Genomic DNA, 19,213 nt, shown 5'->3' with positions numbered 1-19,213 from the left:
GTCAAGCGCGATCCTGCGCGCGAATGCGTCTCCCCACAGGACTTTACCAGATACGCACGCGCTGCTCCGGCGTCAGGTACAGCTTTTCACCGGCTTTCGGGCTGTAGGCGGCGTACCAGGGATCGAGATTGCGGACGACCCAGGCGCGCTGCTGCGACGGAGAATGCGGATCGGTCAGCAGGCGGTTGCGCAAATTCGCCTCGCGATAGTTGCGCCGCCACACCTGGGCCCAGCCGAGATAGAAGCGCTGATCCCCGGTAAAGCCATCGATCACCGGCGCCTTCCGTCCGCCAAGCGACGCGTGATAGGCGTCATGGGCGACCGACAGACCCGCCAGATCGGCGACATTCTCGCCCAGCGTCAATGCGCCCTTCACATGAAGACCGGGCAGCGGCTCATAGGCGTCATATTGCTTCACCAGCGCTTCGGTACGGGCCTTGAACGCGGCGACATCCTTCGGCGTCCACCAGTCGGTCAACTGACCCCTGGCGTCGAACTTCGATCCCTGATCGTCGAAATGATGGCTGAGTTCGTGCCCGATCACCGCGCCGATCCCGCCATAATTGACCGCGGGGTCCGCCTTGGGATCGAAGAAGGGCGGTTGCAGGATCGCAGCCGGGAAGACGATCTCGACCATGCCGAAATTGGCATAGGCGTTGACCGTCATCGGGGTCATGCCCCATTCCCAGCGCTGGATCGGCTTGCCGAGATGGCCGATATTGTCCTCATGCCGCCACTGCGCCGCGCGCAGCGCGTTGCCGAAGGCGTCGCCGGAGACGATCTTCAGCCCCGAATAATCCTTCCAGCGGTCGGGATAGCCGATCTTGGGGGTGAAGGCGGCGAGCTTGGCATGCGCCTTCACCTTGGTTTCGGGCGCCATCCAGTCGAGTTGGTCGATCCGCTTGCCCATCGCGGTCAGGACGTTCCTGACCAGCCTGTCCGCCGCCGCTTTGGTCTCGGGCGGGAAGTAGCGGGCGACATAGACCTTGCTCACCTCGTCCGACAGCGCGCTGCTGGTGAAGTCGACCGCGCGCTTCCACCGCTCCTGCTGTTGCGGCGTGCCCGACAGGACGGTGCCGTAGAAGGCGAACTGCTCCCGGTCGAACTTCGCGGGCAGCACGTCGGCGAACTCGTCGAGCGAGCGTGCCAGCAACTGGTCCTTCAGCACGCCGATCGGCGTCGACTGGATGAGCGCGGCGATGCCGGTCACCGCCGATGGCTGGGCCACGACGACCGTGTCGACCGGCGTGCCGACGCCCTTCAGGTAGGTGGCGAAGTCGAAGCCCGGCGCGGTGCGGGCCAGATCGGCGACGCTCGTCTTGTTATAGGTCTTGGTCCGGTCGCGGCTGTCGATCCGGGTCCAGTGGACCTTGGCGATCGCGGTTTCGAAAGCGACGATCGCCTGTGCGCGCGCCTCGGCATCGTTCTCCCCCGCCATCGTCAGCATCTTGGCGAGATGCGCCTGATAGGCGGCGCGCGCGGCGACCAGCTTGGGGTCGTCGCTGAGATAATAGTCGCGGTCCGGCATCCCGAGCCCCGACTGACGCAGCCCGACGGTGTAGAGGTTCGGTTGCCGCGCATCCTGTCCGACACCGGAGCCGAAGGGGATGCCGACGCCGTTTCGATCCGCCTCCGCGAGCAGCGCGGCATAGCCCGCCTTGTCGCTCAGCCCGTTGATCCGGTCGAGCCACGGCTTGATCGGTGTCAGCCCCTTCGCCTCGATCGTCCCGGTGTCGAGATAGGTGGCATAGGCCGTGCCGATCTGGTTCCCCTGCCCCTTGGCCTGCTCCAGTATCCGGTGCGTCCGCTCGCGCGACAGATCGGCGAGCACGTCGAACGCGCCGTAGCTGGATTTGTCCGCGGGGATCGCCGTCGTCTTCGCCCATTCGCCATTGGCGAAGCCGTAGAAATCGTCACCGGGCTGGACCGACTTGTCCATGCCCTTCTCGTCGAAGCCAAAGCGACCATAGGTCGGGCCCTTCGACGCGGGCGCGGCGGCGGGCCCTTGCGCGTTCAGCGCCACGGCGCCCGTGATCGCGGTCGCGCCCAGCAGCGCGGCGATGGCCAAGCTCTTCATCATGCTCTCCAGAAACAAAAAGGCCTCCCCCGATCTCGTATCGGGGGAGGCCATTGGATGATTGTGATTACCAGATCCGGACGCGCTGTTCGGGGGTCAGCGCCATCTTGTCGGTCGGCTGGACCTTGAACGCGGCGTACCAGGGATCGAGGTTGCGGACCGTCAGCACGCGCTCATGCCCCGGCGAATGCGGGTCGGAGAGCAGCGCCTGTTGCAGCGCCGCATCGCGCCACTTGGTCCGCCACACCTGTGCCCAGCCATAGTAGAAGCGCTGGTCGCCGGTGGTGCCGTCGATCACCGGCGCTGGCTTACCGCCGAGCGACTTGTGATAGGCGTCGAGCGCGACGGTCAGGCCCGCCAGATCGGCGATATTCTCACCCAGCGTCAGGCCACCCTGGACATGCTGGCCCGGCAGCGGCTCGTAGGCGTCATATTGCTTCACCAGCGCGTCGGTGAAGGTCTTGAAGCGCGCCACGTCCTGCGGCGTCCACCAGTCGGTCAGCTTGCCCGTCGCGTCGTACTTGCGACCCTGATCGTCGAAATGGTGGCTGATCTCATGCCCGATCACCGCGCCGATACCGCCGTAGTTTACCGCCGGATCCGCCTTCGGATCGAAGAAGGGCGGCTGGAGGATCGCCGCCGGGAACACGATCTCGTTCATCGGCGGGTTGGCATAGGCGTTGATCGTCATCGGCGTCATGAACCACTCGCCACGATCGATCGGCTGGCCGAGCTTGTTCAGGTCACGCTGGAATTCGAAGGCGTTCGAGCGCGCGACGTTGCCGACCAGATCGCCGCGCTGGATCTGCAGCGCCGAATAGTCGCGCCACTTGTCGGGATAACCGATCTTGGGCGTGAAGGCGGCGAGCTTGGCCAGCGCCTTCTGCTTGGTCTCCGGCGCCATCCACTCCAGGTTGCGCAGCCGGTCGCCCATCGCGGCGATCAGGTTCTTGACCAGCGCATCGGCGGCCGCCTTCGACTCCGGCGGGAAATATCTGGCGACATATTGCTTGCCGACTTCCTCGCCCAGCCCATTGGAGACGAGGCCAACGCCGCGCTTCCACCGCGCCTGCTGCTCGGGCGTGCCCGACAGGGTGGTGCCGTAGAAGGCGAAGTTGGTCTTGTCGAAATCGCTCGACAGATAACCGGCATAGCTGCGCAGCACCTTGAGCATCGCATAGTCCTGGAGGACGTTCAGCGGCGTCTCGCCATAGATCTTGGCCTCGCCGGTAATGGCGGTCGGCTGCGCGACCAGATAGGCCGGACGCCCCGCGACGCCCAGCGTCTGCATATATTGCGCCCAGGGGAAGCCCGGCGCCTTGGCGACGAAATCCGCCGCCATCCACTTGTTATAGGTCTTGTCGGCGTCGCGGCTTTCGATCCGGGTCCAGTGGACGTTCGCCAGCGCCTTCTCGAAGTTGAACACGGCCGCGGCGCGCGCATCGGCATTCTGCTCGCCCGCCAGCGTCAGCATCTTGGCGAGATAGGCCTGGTAGGCGGTCCGGATCGTCGCCAGCTTGGCGTCGTCCTTCAGGTAGTAATCCCGGTCGGGCAGGCCCAGGCCGCTCTGGCTGAAGCTCGGGATATAGGTGTCGGGCGCCTTGTCGTCCTGCCCCACATAGACGCCGAAGGGCGATCCGACGCCCTGGCGTTGCAGCTTGGCGATCTCGACCGCCAGCGTGTCGCGATCCTTGGTCGCGCGAAGCTGGTCCAGCCACGGCTTGACCGGGGTCACGCCCTTCGCGTTGACGGCGGCCTCGTCCATGAAGCTCGAATAGAAGTCGCCGGCCTTGTTGCCCGGCTGCTTGGCGGCGGCGTCCAGGATGGTTCGGGTCTGCTCCAGCGAGCGGTCCTGCAGGACGTGGAACATGCCATAGGACGAACGATCGGCGGGGATGGTCGTCGCCTTGTACCAGGTGCCGTTCGAATAATCGAAGAAGTCGTCGCCCGGCTTCACCGCCGTATCGCGACCGGCCATGTCGAAGCCGAAGTCCCCGATCTCGGGGCCGTTCTTGGCGTTGGGCTTTACCGGGCCGACGGCGGCCTTGTCGACCGGGTTCCTGGTCTGGGCGATGGCGGGTGAAATGGCGGTCGTGAGGAGAGCGGCGATCAGCAGAGAGCGCATCTGAATTCCCGAAAAGGAGATGGATGCGACTGTTGTAGCGAGCCGATACGCCTAGTCAAACCGTTAGAAACGCACGTCAAACCGCGATACCGCTATCAAATTGCAAGGGTTCTCCGACGGTTGCGCCATTTGCGCGCGATCCATAGCCGCCACCCGAGCGCGGAGGCGGCATAGCCGATCACCGCGCACGACGTGGTCAGGACGCACAGGCCCAGCCCGAAGGCGGGCCCCTGCTCCCACAGCCAGTGGAATGCGCTCAGCGCCCATTGCAGCCATCCGGTCGCCGCCTCCGCCACCGGCTGGGTGTTGAGTGGCGTTTCGCTTCGCAGCAGGAAGGTGCCGATGCGATAGGCGATTAGCCACAATATCGGCGTGGTGAGCGGATTGGTGATGAATGTCGTCAGCGCCGCGACCGGGACATTCGCCCGGAACGGCAAGGCGAAGACCGCCGCGATGGCGATCTGCGCCACCGGGAACAGGAACCCCGCGACCACACCGAGCGCGACGCCGCGCGGGACCGAGCGCCGGGTAAAGCGCCACAGTTCGGGTGCGAGCACGCGGTGCGCGACCGGGCGGAGCAGACGGTTCTTTTCCATCGAATCGCGGGTCGGCATGTTGCGCCGGACCCAGGCCATCGATCGCCCCCACAAAGTCGGCACGGCGGAGGCCATCAGCCGCGATCGCGCATGATGCGACCCTGTTCGCGCTTCCAGTCGCGCTCCTTGATCGAGTCGCGCTTGTCGTGCGCCTTCTTGCCCTTCGCCAAAGCCAGCTCCACCTTCGCACGCCCGCGCGAGTTGAAATAGATCATCAGCGGCACCAGGGTCATGCCCTCGCGCGCCACCGCGCCGTGCAGCTTGTTGATCTCCCGCTCATGAAGGAGCAATTTACGGGGACGCTTGGCTTCGTGGTTGAAGCGGTTGCCATGGCTGAATTCGGGCACGTTCGAATTGACCAGCCACACCTCCTCGCCGCGAACCTCGGCATAGGATTCGGCGATCGAGCCTTCGCCGAAGCGAAGCGACTTCACCTCGGTCCCGGTCAGGGCGATCCCCGCCTCGTAGGTGGTCTCGATCGCATAATCGAATCGGGCGCGCCGGTTCTCGGCGACGATCTTCTTCTTGTCGAAGGTTTGGGGTTTCGGGCGCATGGACGGGTCGATGTAGGCGCTTGGGTCCGTCGTGAAAAGCCGCTCTCGTTGGGCTTGTCCCGTTTCCGAGCGTCCCGGTCGCTTTGCACGCCGCGCAGAGGCTGGCCACGCGCGCCCCGACCTTCCAAAGCGCGCGCCATGGGGACGATCAGCTTACTCCGCCGGGCCCTGCCCTGCATCGCGATGACGATGGCGACCGCCTGTGGTGGCGGCGGCACCGGCGAGGAGAGCGAACCGAGCCCGATCGTCTCGGCCAGTCCGACACCGCAACCCACACCGTCCGCGACGGCGACGGCCCCGGCCACCGGATGGTGGCGTCCCGATCGCACGACGAGCTGGCAATGGCAGCTCAACGGCACGCTCGATACGCGCTACGACGTAACCGCCTATGATATCGACCTGTTCGATACGAGCGCGAACGCCATCGCCGACCTTCATCGCCAGGGGCGGCGGGTCATCTGCTATTTCTCGGCGGGCAGCTCCGAAAACTGGCGTCCCGACGACGGCCAGTTCGCCGCAACCGATCGCGGCAAACCACTCGACGGGTGGGCCGGGGAGCGCTGGCTCAAGATCGACTCCGCATCGGTGCGCGCGGTGATGACCGGCCGCCTCGATCTGGCGCGAAGCAAGGGCTGCGACGCGGTCGAGCCCGACAATGTCGACGGCTACACCAACGACAACGGCCTCGGCCTGACCGCCGCGATGCAGCGCGACTATAATCGGTTCCTCGCGGCCGAAGCGCATGTGCGGGGACTGGCGGTGGGGCTGAAGAACGATCTCGACCAGCTCGCCGAGCTCCAGCCCGCCTTCGACTTCGCGGTGAACGAGCAGTGCCACGAATTCGACGAATGTGCGGGCTATGCGACGTTCCTGGGCGCGGGAAAGCCGGTCTTCGTCGCCGAATATGCCGACCGCTACCGTACCAATAGCGGCGGCGCGCGCGACGCGATGTGCGCGGCCTCTCGCGATCAGGGCGTCCGCACCCTGATCCTTTCGATCAAGCTCGACGACAGCGTCCGCGACAGCTGCGACTGACCGCCCGTCATTCCTGCCGCCGCTTGCCGAGCGGGATCTTCAGCCGGATCATCGCGCGGTTGCTGGGAAAGCCACCGACCCCGACCTGCTCGGTTTCGGCCGACACGGTGCCGACGCCGGGGATCTCGGTACGGGCCTGCGGGAGCGTGAAGGGGCGCGAATAGTCGGGGACGGTCCCGATCCTGTCGGCGTCCGACGAACGTCCGCAGACCACCACATCGTCGTCGTCACCCGCCGGACAGCGACGCGCCGTCGGCGGGCGGCGTGGTGCGGGCAGGACGGGCCCGGCCATCGCGCCCGCCTGAAACGCGAAAATCATCAGCGTCCACATCCGTCCGCGCTCCCAAAGGTCGATCGCCCCTGGGATGCTGACGGAGGATTGCGGCCGAAACGGGGCCTGCCCGCCGGATCAGATCAAACCAGCGTGCGCCAGCGCGGCGTCGACCTGCGCGCGCGACGCCTCGGACGGCCAGGTCATGGGCAAGCGCACGCCTTGCGGGAAGTGCTGCATGATGCGGCTGAGGGCGTACTTGACCGGACCGGGCGACGCGTCGGTGAACATCGCCTCGTGCAGCGGGAAAAGCCGGTCGTGCAGTTCGAGCGCGCGCGCCATGTCGCCCTTTGCACAGGCGGTCTGGAAATCGGCGCACAGGCGCGGTGCGACATTGGCGGTGACCGAGATGCATCCGACCCCGCCCATCGCATTGAAGGCGAGCGCCAGATCGTCATTGCCCGACAGCTGACAGAAATCGGGGCCGAGCGCGCCGCGATGATGCGACACGCGGGCCAACACGCCGCTGGCATCCTTCACGCCGACGAAAATCTCGGGCGCGTCCCGCACGACGCGGATGAGCGTCGCGGGCTGGATGTCGGTCACCGTGCGTCCCGGCACGTTATACAGCACGATCGGCAGCGGCGCGTTCCGGGCCAGCTCGGCGAAGTGGCGCGCGATGCCTTCCTGGCTGGGGCGATTATAATAGGGCGGCACCATCAGTGCGGCATCGGCCCCGGCCTGCTGCGCGGCCTTGAGATTCTCGATCGCGACGATCGTGTCGTTGGAGCCCGCACCCGCGATCACCGGCACCCGTCCGCGCGCCTGCTCGACGCAGACGCGCACGACGTGGAAATGCTCGTCCTTGGGCATCGTCGCCGCCTCGCCCGTCGTGCCGCACGCGACCAGCGCCGACGATCCCTCGGCAATCTGCCACTCGACGAAATCCCGGAACTTCGCTTCGTCGAACGCGCCGCCGACATGATCGCCCTGATCGTCGAACGGCGTCACGAGCGCCGGAATGGATCCTGAAAACATGAGGGGAAACGCGCTCCTGCTGCGCCGAAATTAGGCCAGATTGGGGAATTTGTTCAGGACATGTACGGGTAGAGTCCCTATCCTGTCCACCATGATGGCATTGACAAAGGCGGGGGCGCTCCTCGCGACATTGGCGGGATCGATGATCACACCCGGCGGGCAGGACCAGCTCGACCGGTATCGTACCCAGATGGCGAATATGAGCCCGAACCAGAGTTCCGCGACCATGCCCGCCGCCGCCGACGGCGCGATTGCGGCGGCGCTGGGGCAATGGCGCGCGCTGCAACAGACCGACTCGCTGCCCTTCGACAGCTATGCGGGGTTCCTGATGGCGCATCCGGGCTGGCCGGGCGAGGCGAGCAACCGCCGCGCCGCCGAGCGCCAGGCGTCGAACTTCACCGCCGCGCCGTCCAGCATCGTCGCCTATTTCCGCCGCTATCCGCCGATGTCGGCGGCAGGCGGCGTCGCCTATGCCCGTGCGCTGCTCGCCACCGGCGCGCCGGGCGAAGCGGCGGAGGCCGCGCGGACCGCATGGCGGCGGGGCACGCTCTCTCCGACCGACGAGGCGCTGGTCATGTCGACCTTCGCCGCCTCGCTGACCCCCGAAGACCATGATGCCCGGATGGACTCGCTGCTGTGGAGCGGCCAGACCGGCGCCGCGCTGCGTCAGCTTGGGTATACGAGTGCCGCGCGCCGCCCGGTCTTCGCCGCCCGCCTCGCCTTTCGCACCAAGTCGGCGGATGCGGCGGCCCTGTCCGCCTCGACCGCCGAACTCTACGCCAATGATGCGGGCTATGTCGCGGACCGGGCGATGTGGCTGCGTGACACCGGCGACAGCCTGACCGCGCGCTCCTGGCTGGCACGGTCGCGGCAGTTGAGCATCCGCCCCGGCAATGTCGAGAAATTCTACGAGGCGTTGCTGGTCAACGCCCGCGCCGCCGCCGCCGACAACCAGCTTCAGACCGCCTATGACATCGCCCGGCAGGTCGACGACGCCTACCCCGCGGGCACGGACGTCTCGACCAAGCCCTATGGCGAGCGCGACGACTATACCAGCCTGGTCTGGCTGGCCGGGCAGACCGCGATGAAGCTGGCCCGCCCCGCCGATGCGATGACGCTGTTCGATCGCTATGGTCGGGGCAGCCAGTCGCCACAGACGCGCGCCAAGGGCTTTTACTGGGCGGGACGCGCGGCGGAGGCGGCGGGTCGCTCGACCGAGGCGGCCGGTTTCTATGCACGGGCCGCGCAATATCGCGACCAGTTCTACGGCCAGCTCGCGCTCGAGCGGACCGGCCGCCCGCTGGTCGCGCCGCCGACCATCGCGGCGACCAACGTGCCCCCCGCGACACGCGCCGCCTTCGACTCGCGCGAAACGGTACGCGCCGCCAAATTCCTCGGCAATATCGGCCAGTGGCAGGATCAGACGGCGTTCGTTCGCCAGATCGCCGCCGATGCCGAGAGCGAGAGCGACCATCTGCTCGCCGCTGACCTGTCGCGCACGATCAACCGGCCCGACCTGGCGGTAATGGTCGGGCGAAGCGCGATGCAGAACGGGCTCAGCGACTATTCGGCGGCGGGCTTCCCGATCGTGCCGGTGCCGACGGGCTATGACTCGAGCTGGACGATCATCCACGCCATCGCCCGCCAGGAGAGCCAGTTCGATCGCGCCGCCGTCAGCCACGCCGGCGCGCGCGGCCTGATGCAGCTCATGCCCGCGACCGCCGCCGAGCAGTCGGGCAAGATCGGCCTGTCCTACTCCCCTGCCGCGCTGACCACCGACCCCAATCTGTCGATCCAGCTCGGCGCGAGCTATTTCGAGCGGATCCGCAACAATTACGGCAGCTATCCGCTCGCCATCGCGGCCTATAATGCGGGCGGCGGCAACGTGAACAAATGGCTTCGGCTGAATGGCGACCCCCGCACCGGCGCGGTCGATATCGTCGACTGGATCGAGGCCATTCCCTATATGGAAACGCGCAACTACGTGCAGCGCGTGCTCGAGAATGCGGTGGTCTACGACCTCATGAACCCGTCGCGCGCCACCAGCCGGGGTCCGACCCCGCTAAGCTGGTATCTGGGCAAGTCGCGGCCGGGTTGATCGGCGCGGTATGCGCGATAAAGCGGCGTGATGGATCGTCCCAACTATATAACGCCAGCGGGCTATGCCGCGCTTCGCCAGGAATATGAGGCGCTGTTCGCGGTGGAGCAGCCCAAGCTGGTCGACACCATCGCCTGGGCGGCGGGGAATGGCGACCGGTCGGAGAATGGCGACTATATCTATGGTCGCAAGCGGCTTCGCGAGATCGACCGGCGGCTGGGCTGGCTCTCCAAGCGGATGAAGGCCGCCAAGGTCATCGATCCGGGTCGGCAGGAGGATCGCTCGAAGATCTGGTTCGGCGCGACCGTGACGATCGCGGACGAGGACGACAACGAACGCATCCTGACCCTGGTCGGCGATGACGAGGCGGATGCGGGCCAGGGCCGGGTCGGCTGGAACGCGCCGCTGGTGCGGGCGCTGCGCGGGGCATCGGTGGGCGACCTCCGCCGGGTCGTGCTGCCCGCCGGGGAACGCGAATATGAGGTGATCGCGATCGCCTACCCGACGGCATAGACAACCGGGCAACGGATCGTTTCGCAACCGATCCTTGCTCTCGATCAGCAAATCGGGAGGATGCGGGGCGAGGCCGTCGATCATCGCGGCCCGTGTCTAGGATGCCATGGCCATGCCCATTCCCGCCCGCTGGTCCGCGCCGCTGCTGTCGTTGTTCCGCGCCGTCTTCGGCCTGCTCTTCCTGTCGCACGGCGTCTCCAAATTCTTCGCCCTTCCGCCGTTTCCGATGCCGCTCAACCCGCTGTTGACCGTCGCCGGGGTGCTGGAGCTGGTCGGGGGCGCCCTGCTGCTGATCGGGCTGTTCACGCGGCCGGTGGCGTTCGTGCTGTCGGGGCAGATGGCGGTCGCCTATTTCATGGCGCACGCGCCGCAGGGCTTCCTGCCGCTCGCCAATGGCGGCGAGGCGGCGATCCTCTACTGCTTCGCCTTCCTCTATCTCGCGGCGGCAGGCGGCGGGTCGATCGGCGCGGATGCAATGCGGCGTGGCAGCTGACCAAAGCCTCTGATACTCAGGGCGGATGAACGCCCTGACCCGCAACATCGCGCTGCTCATCGACGCCGACAATGCCCAGTCGGCGGCCATCGATCCGGTCCTCACCGTCCTGGCGGAGCTGGGCACGGTCAATGTCCGCCGCGCCTATGGCAACTGGTCCAAGCCCGGATTGAAGGGGTGGCGCGACGTCATGGTCAAGCACGGCATCGAACCGCAGCAGCAGTTCGACCTGACCAAGGGCAAGAACGCCACCGACATGAAGATGACCATCGATGCGATGGACCTTCTCTTCCGTGGGCGGATCGACGGCTTCGGCATCATGTCGTCGGACAGCGACTTCATGCCGCTCGCCACGCGGATCCGGCAGGACGGCTTTCCCGTCTATGGCTTCGGCAACAGCCGCACGCCCGAGGCGTTCAAACAGGCATGCAGCCGCTTCATCGACGTCGGCGCGCTGATCGGCGAGACGATGCGTCCCACCGCCGCGAGCAAGCCGACCGCCGCCGACGTGCCGCTCGCCGATTCGCTGCCGCCCTCGATCGAACAGTCCAAGCGTACCGCGGGAACGCCGCGACCGATCGACGAGGAGCTGCTCAAACTGCTGGTCGATGCCTATAATTCGGTGAAGCGCGACGAACGCGGCTTTGCCAGCCTGTCGGCCATGGGGCAGCTCGCCGGCAATCGGTCGAGCTTCGACACGCGGAATTACGGGTTCAAGCGGCTGTCCGACCTGATCGAGGCGGTGCCCAATTTCCAGACCGAACGGCGCGAGGACGGCCGGACCTTCGTCAAGCGGGTCCGGTAAATCCTCCCCGGCACGGGCAGGATCTTAGGCCGGATCGACATTCAGCTTATTCTCCCCTCTCCCCTGGACAGGGGAGAGGGTTAGCGAAGCTTGCCAGCGTGCTGGCTAGCGCAGCTTGGGTGAGGGGTTGAGCGAGCCTTCGGCTCGCGCGCTCTTCGAGCGCTTCACCCCTCACCCAGCTCCGACTAGGCCTTTGCTACGCAAAGACCAAGTCTGCGCAACCCTCTCCCCTCTCCGAGGGGCGAGGGAAAGGACAGGCATAGCTGAATGTCGATCGGCCCTAGTCCCTGGGATCCGGCATGGTCAGCGTCGCGCGGGTGCCTGGATCCGCCGCATCGAAGCGTACCTCTCCCCGCACCTGCCGCGCCAGGCTCGCGATCATGCGCATGCCGAGCGAGTGGCGCGATGCCGCCTTCATGTCGAAACCGGCGGGCAAGCCCTTCCCCCGATCGCGCACCGACAAGGTGATGCTACCGTCGCGGGCATGGAGACCGACATCGATCGGGCCGCCACCCTCGCCATAGGCATATTTGATCGCGTTGGTGAGCAACTCCGTCAGCATCAGCCCGATCGGAATCGCGGTATCGGCGTTCATCTCGACAGGCTCGATATCGCAGTGAACCTGATGGTTCTGGGACTGTTGCGCGAGCTGTTCGGCGATGCCGCAGGCCAGATCGTCGAGGCAGACGATCCCGACCCGATCCCCACGCCATAGCTGGTCATGCGTCTGGGCGATCGCCGTGATCCGCGCCTGCGCATCGTTGAGCATTCGCAGGACACGGGGATCGTCGTCCTCCTGCTTTTGCAGATTGAGCATCGCCGACACCAGCGCCAGGCTGTTCTTGACCCGGTGACTGGCCTCTCGCGTCAGCAACTGCTGATGCTCGACCGCCTCCGCGAGACGGCGCTCGGCCTCCTGCCGTTCGATCGCCACGCCGATCAGGTTCGCAAAACCCTGCATGAACGCCAGATCGGCTTCCTCGAACCGCCCTTCGTCGGAGCTGTCGACCTCGAGCACGCCGTAGCGCTGCCCCGACGCCTCGACGAGGACGTTGATCGCCCGACGGATCTTGTGATCGGCCATGAATTGCGGGGTCCGGAACCGCTCTTCCTGATCGAGATGGTTCGAGATGACACCCTGCCCCGTCTGGAGCGCGAACCCGGCGGGCGAGCCGAGATCGGTCCGCATCTCGGTCGAGCCGACCACGCCCTCGCCCCAACCGACACCGTTGCGAACCAGAAGCGTCTCGCGATCGGCATGATATTCCAGAAACTTGCAGTAGCGCGACCGCATCCCCTGCGCGCATAATTCGGTGGCGCGCTGAAGCATGGGATCCAGGTCGCGCGCGCGCAGCGCCTCGATGCCGAACGCCGCGAGCACCGATTGCTGTTGCAGACGATAATGAAGCTGACCCGCGCCGACGCTTTCCCGGTCGGCGCCCTGCGCCCGTTCCACTACCGCCATTCGCTATCGAACCCCTGTCGTCCTCGCCCTCGTCCGTTTAGAATAGGGGTCCGGCGAAACGATTTAAACCCGCCGACCCTTCTTTTGGGGCGAGCCGGTCCACTTCCGACGACAAACGCCCCGCCCGATCGCTCGGGCGGGGCGTCATCGTCAACGCCGTGCGGCGTCCGGAATCAGCGGGTCAGCTTCTTATAGGCCAGACGGGTCGGACGGTCGGCTGCATCGCCCATGCGGCGGCGCTTGTCCTCCTCGTAGGATTCGTAATTGCCCTCGAACCATTCGACATGGCTGTCGCCCTCGAACGCCAGGATGTGGGTGCAGAGGCGATCGAGGAAGAAGCGATCGTGGCTGATGACCACGGCGCAGCCCGCGAAGGTCTCCAGCGCCTCTTCCAGCGCGCGCAGCGTCTCGACGTCGAGGTCGTTGGTCGGCTCGTCGAGCAGCAGGACGTTGCCGCCCTCCTTCAGCATCTTGGCCATGTGGACGCGGTTGCGCTCACCGCCCGAAAGCTGGCCGACCTTCTTCTGCTGGTCGGGCCCGCGGAAGTTGAACGCGCCGACATAGGCGCGCGTGCCCAGCTCCTGCTTGCCGAAGCGGAACACCTCCAGCTCGTCGGAGATTTCCTGCCAGACATTCTTGTTGGGATCGAGGTCGTCGCGGCTCTGGTCGACATAGCCGAGCTTGACGGTCGAACCGATCTCGATCGTGCCCGCATCGGGCTGTTCCTGCCCGGTGATCAGCTTGAACAGCGTCGACTTGCCCGCACCGTTCGGCCCGATCACGCCGACGATGCCGCCCGGCGGCAGCATGAAGTCGAGGCCTTCGAACAGCAGCTTGTCGCCGTAGGACTTGGTCAGCCCCTTGGCCTCGATCACCTTGCCGCCCAGGCGCTCGGGAATCTGGATCAGGATCTGCGCCTTGCCCGCGACGCGGTTCTCCTGCTTCTCCATCAGCTCCTCGAACGCGCGGATACGCGCCTTCGACTTGGTCTGGCGGGCCTTGGGCGTCTGACGCATCCAGGCCAGCTCGTCGGCGATCGCCTTCTGCTTGCCCGCCTCGTCGCGCTCTTCCTGCTCCAGGCGCTTGGCCTTCTTTTCCAGATAGCCGGAATAGTTGGACTCGTAGGTGTAGTAGCGGCCGCGATCGAGTTCGAGCACCCAGTTGACGACGTTGTCCAGGAAGTAACGGTCGTGGGTGACGAGGATGACGTTGCCGGTATATTCCTTGAGATAATTCTCAAGCCACGACACGCTTTCGGCGTCGAGGTGGTTGGTCGGCTCGTCGAGCAGCAGGATGTCGGGCTTTTCGAGCAGCAGCTTGCAGAGCGCCACGCGGCGCTTTTCGCCGCCCGACAGGCGGGAGACGTCGGCATCGCCCGGCGGGCAGCGCAGCGCTTCCATCGCCTGTTCGAGCTGGCTGTCGAGCGACCAGCCGTCGACCGCGTCGATCTTGGCCTGAAGCTCGCCCATCTCTTCCATCAGGGCGTCGAAGTCGGTGTCGTCCTTCGGATCGCCCATTTCGGCCGAAATGGCGTTGAAGCGATCGACCAGATCCGCGATCGGGCGGACGCCGTCCTTGACATTGCCCATCACGTCCTTGGTCGGATCGAGCTGCGGCTCCTGCGCGAGATAGCCGACGCGGACGCCATCGGCGGCCCAGGCCTCACCGGTGAAGTCGGTGTCCATGCCCGCCATCACCTTCATCAGCGTGGACTTGCCCGCGCCGTTCGGGCCGATGATCGCGATCTTCGCGCTCGGCAGGAACTGCAGGTGGATGTTGTTGAGGACAGGCTTGTTGGCGCCGGGGAAGGTCTTGGTCAGACCCTTCATCACATAGGTATATTGGACGGCCATGGCGGCGCGGGGCTCCGTGCTTTTCGACTGTAGGATGGTTTACCGCCCATGTAGTCGGTGGGCGGGCGGTTGGCAAACGGGACTGGCTGCGCAACAGTCCGGGTCATGAAGCCATTCCTCCTCGCGGCCCTCGCCGCCACCGCCCTGTCCTCTCCCGTTCTGGCACAGCGCACGCCACCGCCGATGCCCGCCGCCGTCGCGCCCGAGGTCGCCGCCCTGCGCGACGCCGCGCTGACCGACACGGTCGCATGGGACATCGTCGAGGGGCTGACGACCGAGGTCGGCCAGCGCCTGGCCGGGACCGAGGCGGAGGCGCGCGCCCGGCAATGGGCGGTCGCCAAGCTGACCGCACTCGGCTTCAAGAATGTCCGGATCGAGCCTTATCAGATGCCCGTATGGGAGCGCGGCGCCGAAAGTGCGGAGATCCTCGCCCCCTTTCCCCAGAAGCTGACGCTCGCCGCGCTCGGCAATTCGGGCGCCACACCCGCGTCGGGGCTGACCGCCGAGGTCGCGGTCTTCCCGAGCATGGCCGCGTTCCAGGCCGCGCCCGACAGCGCGATCAAGGGGCGCATCGTCTATATCGGGAATGCCATGCCCCGGACGCAGGACGGATCGGGCTATGGCGCCTATGGCACCGCGCGCTTCACCGGACCCGCGCTCGCGGCCCGGCGCGGGGCGGTGGCGATCGTCATCCGCTCGATCGGCACCGACCATCATCGTTTCCCGCATACCGGCACGACCAACTTTCCCGGCGGCGTGAAGCCCATCCCGGCGGCGGCGCTGTCCGTTCCCGACGCCGAGCAGCTCGAGCGAATCGCCAGCCGTGGCAAGCCGGTGCGGATGAAGCTCATCCTCACGCCCCGCATGGTCGGGACGCGCGAATCGGGCAATGTCATCGCCGAAGTACCCGGCAGCGATCCGTCGGCGGGGATCGTGCTGGTCGGCGGCCATCTCGATAGCTGGGACCTGGGCACCGGCGCGATCGACGATGCCAGCGGCGTGGCGATCACCGCCGCCGCCGCCAAGCGGATACTGGACGCGGGCACGCCGCGACGGACGATCCGCGTCGTCTGGTTCGGCGCGGAGGAGGTCGGCGGCATGGGCGGCGAAGCCTATGCCAAGGCCCATGCCGACGAGCGTCATGCCACCGCGTCGGAAAGCGACTTCGGCGCGGACCGCGTCTGGCGCTTCGAGGTCAACCTGCCCGCCACCGCCCGGCCGGTCGCGGACCGGCTCCAGACCGCGCTCGCGCCGCTCGGCATCGCGCGGGGCAGCGGCGTTGGCGGCGACGGGACCGATGTCGGCCCGACGCTCAAGCTCGGCACCGCCGCGATCGACCTCAACCAGTCGGGCTGGGACTATTTCGATACCCATCACACGCCCGACGACGTGCTCGACCGGGTCGACCCGGCGGCGTTGCGGCAGAATGTGGCGGCCTGGACCGCGATGCTGGCGGTGGTCGCCGACGCGCCCGAGGCGATCGGCCCGGTCACACCGCGATGATCGTTGGCCTCCAGTAACGCTTTCGTAACCCCAACGCCTTGAAAAAGCCCGATCCATGCCATCGGTTCGTCGCGAACCTTGCCGCCAAGTGAATTTTGCGGATTGACCGCGATGAACCGCGCGTTATTTGAGCCGCTTCGCGACGGCATTCGGGTCGGCCGCGATGATTGCTTATGCTTGGGAGCATTCGAATGAAGAAGATTGCCTTTATTCTCGCTGCCGCCGGCCTGATGTCCGTGGCCGCCTGCACGAAGTCGCCGGAAGCGGCCGCTGTTGAGAACAACGCGGACATGCTGGCCGACAACATGGAGATGCAGGCCGACAACCTCGAAGCGGTTGCCGACAACACCTCGAACACCGCCGCCGCCTCGACCCTCGAGAACGCTGCTGACAACATGAACGCCGCCGCCGACAACGTCCGTGACGCTGCCGACGCCAAGGCCGACAACATGCAGTAATGCCGCCTCGGACCTCCGGGTCCGAAGCGCCGACTGTTTGTCGGAAAAGGGCGCCTTCCTTCGCGAAGGCGCCCTTTTTCTTTTATGGGACGACCAATCCCCCGTTGCGGATGCGCAAGCCGTCACGCTACGGACAAATGCGGTGGGGCCTGTAGCTCAATGGTTAGAGCTGGCCGCTCATAACGGCTAGGTTGCGGGTTCGAGTCCTGCCGGGCCCACCAATTCACGAGCGAACTTTATCGCACCGGTGAAAAGCTGCTTGCGATCCCGCACCACCCGCCGATAGGGTGCGCCAAACCATCAAGGATTGGCATATGGCGGCTAAAGGCGACCCGAAGGTCATCGAATTTCTGAACGAGGCGCTCAAGAACGAGCTGACCGCGATCAACCAGTATTTCCTGCACTATCGCCTGCTCGACCACTGGGGCGTCTACAAGCTCGCCCAGTTCGAATATCACGAATCGATCGACGAGATGCGCCATGCCGACTGGCTGGCCGAACGCATACTCTTCCTGGACGGCCTGCCCAATTTCCAGCTGCTCGGGCGGCTGCGCATCGGCGAGACGGTCGAGGAAGTGCTCAAGGGCGATCTGGCCATCGAGGTCGAGGCCGTGGCGCAACTCAAGGGCGCGATCGCCTATTGCGAGGAAGTCCGCGACTATGTCAGCCGCGACCTGTTCCAGCGCATCCTCGCCAGCGAGGAAGAGCATGTCGACACGCTGGAACGCCAGTTCGAGATGATCGAACGCATGGGCATCCAGAACTATATTCAGCTCAACGCCATGGCGGAAAACGACACGCCCAAGTCGGGCGCGGCGCCGCATTTGCAGGGGTGATGGCGGTGGGGCGGGCCTTTATGGCCTGCCCCCAGCCCCCAGCCCTCTGCCCTCAGTCCTTATTGGCGAACGGGTTCTTCGGCGCGCGCAGCGTCAGGCGTACCGGCACCGCGCCGAAGCCCAGTTCGCGCCGCATCGAATTGACCAGATAACGCTCATAGCTCGCCGGTAGCTGATCAACACGCGTTCCGAAGATCACGAAGCTGGGCGGACGCGACTTGATCTGGGTGACGTAGCGCAGCTTGATCCGCTTGCCGCCCGGCGCTGGCGGCGGGTTGGCATCGACGGCCTTTTCGAACCAGCGGTTGAGCTCGCCGGTCGGCACGCGCTTCGACCAGGCCGCACGCGTCTCGAACGCCACCTCGATCAGCGTGTCCAGCCCCTTGCCCGTCGCGCCCGACACCGCGAGCAGCGGCACGCCCTTGACCTGGCTGAGCCCGTCCTCCAGCGCCTTCTTCACACCGTTGAACAGCGAGGACGGATTTTCCGCCACATCCCATTTGTTCAGCGCGATCAGGAGCGCGCGCCCCTCTTCCAACACGCGGTCGGCGATGCGCAGATCCTGCGATTCCAGCCCCAGCGTCGCGTCGAGCAGCAGCACCACGACCTCGGCGAAGTCGACCGCGCGAAGGGCGTCGGCGACCGACAGCTTTTCCAGCTTGTCCTGAACCTTGGCCCTTTTGCGCATTCCCGCGGTGTCGATCAGACGGACCTGACGCGGCTCACCGTTGCGGTCGTGCCATTCCCAGTCGATCGCGATCGAATCGCGGGTGATGCCCGCCTCCGGTCCGGTGATCAGGCGGTCCTGGCCGAGAAACCGATTGATCAGGGTCGACTTGCCCGCGTTCGGGCGTCCGACGATCGCCAGCTTCAGCGGCGCGAACGGATTTTCGAGATCGACCTCTTCCTCTTCCTCGATCTCCACGTCGATGAAGGGCAGCAGCGCCTCGAACAGGTCGCCGACGCCCTCGCCATGCTCGGCGGAAAGCTGGACGGGGTCGCCGAAGCCCAGCGCCAGCGCCTCGAGAATGCCCTGTTCGGCGGCGCGGCCCTCCGCCTTGTTGGCGGCGAGGACGATCGGCGTATCCGAACTGCGCAGCCAGCGGGCGATCTCTTCGTCCAGCGGCATGATCCCGGCGCGGCCATCGACCAGGAACAGCGCGACATCGGCCTCGCCTACGGCGGCCTCGGTCTGGCGGCGCATCCGTCCGGGAAGCGTGTCGGGATCTTCGTCTTCGTAACCCGCCGTGTCGATCACGCGGAAATCGAGGCCGAGCAGGTGCGCGTCGCCTTCGCGCCGGTCGCGCGTCACGCCGGGCCGATCGTCGACCAGTGCGAGCTTCTTGCCGACAAGGCGGTTGAACAGCGTCGACTTGCCGACATTGGGACGGCCGACGATCGCGACGATAGGGAGTTTTGCCATCGCCGTCCGTTAGCGAAAGGCGATCCGTTCGTCACGGTACAAACGCACCGTCCCCTTGGGCCAACGACCA

17 protein-coding genes and 1 tRNA gene are annotated in these 19,213 nt (G+C 66.1%); 9 read left to right on the top strand and 9 right to left on the bottom strand.

Annotation, left to right across the window (positions count from 1 at the left end):
• Positions 1-43: 43 nt before the first annotated feature.
• The 4 genes from LRP66_RS00215 to smpB all read right to left on the bottom strand — a co-directional run bounded on the left by LRP66_RS00215 (position 44) and on the right by smpB (position 5,352).
• Positions 44-2,077, bottom strand: a complete 2,034-nt coding sequence (locus tag LRP66_RS00215) for a M13 family metallopeptidase (RefSeq protein ID WP_230480436.1) — start codon at positions 2,075-2,077, stop codon at positions 44-46.
• A 67-nt stretch (positions 2,078-2,144) separates the two neighbouring features.
• Positions 2,145-4,202: a M13 family metallopeptidase gene (locus LRP66_RS00210; protein WP_230480435.1), complete on the bottom strand. Its 2,058-nt coding sequence runs from the start codon at positions 4,200-4,202 to the stop codon at positions 2,145-2,147.
• A gap of 95 nt (positions 4,203-4,297) precedes the next feature.
• Positions 4,298-4,873, bottom strand: coding sequence for a DUF2062 domain-containing protein (locus tag LRP66_RS00205; protein ID WP_443026644.1), 576 nt, complete (start codon positions 4,871-4,873; stop codon positions 4,298-4,300).
• Positions 4,873-5,352 (bottom strand): SsrA-binding protein SmpB, encoded by a 480-nt coding sequence (smpB, locus tag LRP66_RS00200; protein ID WP_230480433.1) that lies wholly within the window; start codon positions 5,350-5,352, stop codon positions 4,873-4,875. Before smpB ends, LRP66_RS00205 begins: the two co-directional genes overlap by 1 nt.
• A 138-nt stretch (positions 5,353-5,490) precedes the next feature.
• On the opposite strand from smpB, the gene LRP66_RS00195 reads away from it, so the two are divergent.
• Positions 5,491-6,387 (top strand): endo alpha-1,4 polygalactosaminidase, encoded by an 897-nt coding sequence (locus tag LRP66_RS00195; protein ID WP_230480432.1) that lies wholly within the window; start codon positions 5,491-5,493, stop codon positions 6,385-6,387.
• A gap of 7 nt (positions 6,388-6,394) precedes the next feature.
• Here LRP66_RS00195 and LRP66_RS00190 read toward each other — a convergent pair whose 3' ends face one another.
• Positions 6,395-6,706: a hypothetical protein gene (locus tag LRP66_RS00190; RefSeq protein ID WP_230480431.1), complete on the bottom strand. Its 312-nt coding sequence runs from the start codon at positions 6,704-6,706 to the stop codon at positions 6,395-6,397.
• A 90-nt stretch (positions 6,707-6,796) separates the two neighbouring features.
• Positions 6,797-7,696 carry a 4-hydroxy-tetrahydrodipicolinate synthase gene (dapA, locus tag LRP66_RS00185; protein WP_230480430.1) on the bottom strand — a complete coding sequence of 300 codons (900 nt, stop codon included), beginning with the start codon at positions 7,694-7,696 and terminating at the stop codon, positions 6,797-6,799.
• A 91-nt stretch (positions 7,697-7,787) separates the two neighbouring features.
• Here dapA and LRP66_RS00180 point away from each other — a divergent pair, with 91 nt between their 5' ends.
• From LRP66_RS00180 to LRP66_RS00165, 4 genes are all read left to right on the top strand, one after another.
• Positions 7,788-9,794 (top strand): lytic transglycosylase domain-containing protein, encoded by a 2,007-nt coding sequence (locus LRP66_RS00180; RefSeq protein WP_230480429.1) that lies wholly within the window; start codon positions 7,788-7,790, stop codon positions 9,792-9,794.
• A gap of 30 nt (positions 9,795-9,824) precedes the next feature.
• Positions 9,825-10,307 carry a GreA/GreB family elongation factor gene (locus LRP66_RS00175; protein WP_230480428.1) on the top strand — a complete coding sequence of 161 codons (483 nt, stop codon included), beginning with the start codon at positions 9,825-9,827 and terminating at the stop codon, positions 10,305-10,307.
• 112 nt (positions 10,308-10,419) lie between these two features.
• Positions 10,420-10,800 (top strand): DoxX family protein, encoded by a 381-nt coding sequence (locus LRP66_RS00170; protein WP_230480427.1) that lies wholly within the window; start codon positions 10,420-10,422, stop codon positions 10,798-10,800.
• A 25-nt stretch (positions 10,801-10,825) separates the two neighbouring features.
• Positions 10,826-11,605: an NYN domain-containing protein gene (locus LRP66_RS00165; protein WP_230480426.1), complete on the top strand. Its 780-nt coding sequence runs from the start codon at positions 10,826-10,828 to the stop codon at positions 11,603-11,605.
• A 280-nt stretch (positions 11,606-11,885) separates the two neighbouring features.
• On the opposite strand, the gene LRP66_RS00160 is transcribed toward LRP66_RS00165, so the two are convergent.
• Positions 11,886-13,070, bottom strand: a complete 1,185-nt coding sequence (locus LRP66_RS00160; RefSeq protein WP_230480425.1) for a sensor histidine kinase — start codon at positions 13,068-13,070, stop codon at positions 11,886-11,888.
• A 173-nt stretch (positions 13,071-13,243) separates the two neighbouring features.
• Entirely contained in the window at positions 13,244-14,923 is a 1,680-nt protein-coding gene (gene ettA, locus LRP66_RS00155) for an energy-dependent translational throttle protein EttA (RefSeq protein WP_230480424.1), read from the bottom strand.
• A gap of 105 nt (positions 14,924-15,028) precedes the next feature.
• On the opposite strand from ettA, the gene LRP66_RS00150 reads away from it, so the two are divergent.
• The 4 genes from LRP66_RS00150 (at position 15,029) to bfr (ending at position 17,720) form a co-directional block, all read left to right on the top strand.
• Entirely contained in the window at positions 15,029-16,426 is a 1,398-nt protein-coding gene (locus LRP66_RS00150; protein ID WP_230480423.1) for a M20/M25/M40 family metallo-hydrolase, read from the top strand.
• 191 nt (positions 16,427-16,617) lie between these two features.
• Positions 16,618-16,884 (top strand): hypothetical protein, encoded by a 267-nt coding sequence (locus LRP66_RS00145; RefSeq protein WP_230480422.1) that lies wholly within the window; start codon positions 16,618-16,620, stop codon positions 16,882-16,884.
• Between the two features lie 145 nt (positions 16,885-17,029).
• A tRNA-Ile gene (locus LRP66_RS00140) sits at positions 17,030-17,105 on the top strand.
• A 93-nt stretch (positions 17,106-17,198) separates the two neighbouring features.
• A complete protein-coding gene (gene bfr / locus LRP66_RS00135; RefSeq protein ID WP_230480421.1) occupies positions 17,199-17,720 on the top strand; it encodes a bacterioferritin in 522 nt (173 codons plus the stop codon).
• Positions 17,721-17,772: 52 nt separating this feature from the next.
• Here the strand turns inward: bfr and der are convergent, their stop codons facing one another.
• Complete coding sequence (der, locus tag LRP66_RS00130) at positions 17,773-19,143, bottom strand: ribosome biogenesis GTPase Der (RefSeq protein WP_230480420.1); 1,371 nt, start codon at positions 19,141-19,143, stop codon at positions 17,773-17,775.
• Between the last annotated feature and the right edge of the window lie 70 nt (positions 19,144-19,213).

This window comes from Sphingomonas sp. Leaf21, from assembly GCF_916858675.1.
Lineage (GTDB): Bacteria > Pseudomonadota > Alphaproteobacteria > Sphingomonadales > Sphingomonadaceae > Sphingomonas.
Note: the sequence above shows the minus strand (reverse complement) of the source record. Positions and strands in the feature narration are given on the sequence as shown.

Excerpts from the sequence above, each read along its gene's own strand:
- LRP66_RS00215 (WP_230480436.1), bottom strand. The coding sequence starts at position 2,077 with ATGAAGAGCTTGGCCATCGCCGCGCTGCTGGGCGCGACCGCGATCACG.
- LRP66_RS00210 (WP_230480435.1), bottom strand. The coding sequence starts at position 4,202 with ATGCGCTCTCTGCTGATCGCCGCTCTCCTCACGACCGCCATTTCACCC.
- LRP66_RS00205 (WP_443026644.1), bottom strand. The coding sequence starts at position 4,873 with ATGGCCTCCGCCGTGCCGACTTTGTGGGGGCGATCGATGGCCTGGGTC.
- smpB (WP_230480433.1), bottom strand. The coding sequence starts at position 5,352 with ATGCGCCCGAAACCCCAAACCTTCGACAAGAAGAAGATCGTCGCCGAG.
- LRP66_RS00195 (WP_230480432.1), top strand. The coding sequence starts at position 5,491 with ATGGGGACGATCAGCTTACTCCGCCGGGCCCTGCCCTGCATCGCGATG.
- LRP66_RS00190 (WP_230480431.1), bottom strand. The coding sequence starts at position 6,706 with ATGATTTTCGCGTTTCAGGCGGGCGCGATGGCCGGGCCCGTCCTGCCC.
- dapA (WP_230480430.1), bottom strand. The coding sequence starts at position 7,696 with ATGTTTTCAGGATCCATTCCGGCGCTCGTGACGCCGTTCGACGATCAG.
- LRP66_RS00180 (WP_230480429.1), top strand. The coding sequence starts at position 7,788 with ATGATGGCATTGACAAAGGCGGGGGCGCTCCTCGCGACATTGGCGGGA.
- LRP66_RS00175 (WP_230480428.1), top strand. The coding sequence starts at position 9,825 with ATGGATCGTCCCAACTATATAACGCCAGCGGGCTATGCCGCGCTTCGC.
- LRP66_RS00170 (WP_230480427.1), top strand. The coding sequence starts at position 10,420 with ATGCCCATTCCCGCCCGCTGGTCCGCGCCGCTGCTGTCGTTGTTCCGC.
- LRP66_RS00165 (WP_230480426.1), top strand. The coding sequence starts at position 10,826 with ATGAACGCCCTGACCCGCAACATCGCGCTGCTCATCGACGCCGACAAT.
- LRP66_RS00160 (WP_230480425.1), bottom strand. The coding sequence starts at position 13,070 with ATGGCGGTAGTGGAACGGGCGCAGGGCGCCGACCGGGAAAGCGTCGGC.
- ettA (WP_230480424.1), bottom strand. The coding sequence starts at position 14,923 with ATGGCCGTCCAATATACCTATGTGATGAAGGGTCTGACCAAGACCTTC.
- LRP66_RS00150 (WP_230480423.1), top strand. The coding sequence starts at position 15,029 with ATGAAGCCATTCCTCCTCGCGGCCCTCGCCGCCACCGCCCTGTCCTCT.
- LRP66_RS00145 (WP_230480422.1), top strand. The coding sequence starts at position 16,618 with ATGAAGAAGATTGCCTTTATTCTCGCTGCCGCCGGCCTGATGTCCGTG.
- bfr (WP_230480421.1), top strand. The coding sequence starts at position 17,199 with ATGGCGGCTAAAGGCGACCCGAAGGTCATCGAATTTCTGAACGAGGCG.
- der (WP_230480420.1), bottom strand. The coding sequence starts at position 19,143 with ATGGCAAAACTCCCTATCGTCGCGATCGTCGGCCGTCCCAATGTCGGC.